Below are 317 nucleotides of genomic sequence, written 5' to 3'. Positions count from 1 at the left end.
ATGTCGATCAGCGCGGGATCCGGTTCGGCGGGAACCTCGCCCCGCTCCACGCCGATCCGCGCGACCGCCATGATGTGCTCGGCGAACAGGCGGTGCACCCGCGCCCGGTGTTCGACCAGAGCCGGTCCCGCGGCCAGGATCTCGATATAGAGCGCCCGGGTGGCGGCGGGTTGAGCGGCCAGAATCTCCAGGAAGACCCGGAACGAAGCATGCACCCGGTCGGCGAACGGCGTATCCGCGCTCAGGGTGATCGTCTCGCCCAGCAGCCGCAGGCACCCGTCCACGGCCGTGTCGTAGGCGGCGGCGAAGCATTCCTC

At 70.0% G+C, this 317-nt stretch carries 1 pseudogene; it reads right to left on the bottom strand.

The annotated features are described in order from the left end of the window. Window positions 1-317 (bottom strand): annotated as a pseudogene (locus GV790_RS29535) (TetR/AcrR family transcriptional regulator); the annotation flags it as partial.

This window comes from Nocardia cyriacigeorgica (genome assembly GCF_010858045.1).
GTDB lineage: Bacteria > Actinomycetota > Actinomycetes > Mycobacteriales > Mycobacteriaceae > Nocardia > Nocardia cyriacigeorgica_E.
Note: the sequence above shows the minus strand (reverse complement) of the source record. Positions and strands in the feature narration are given on the sequence as shown.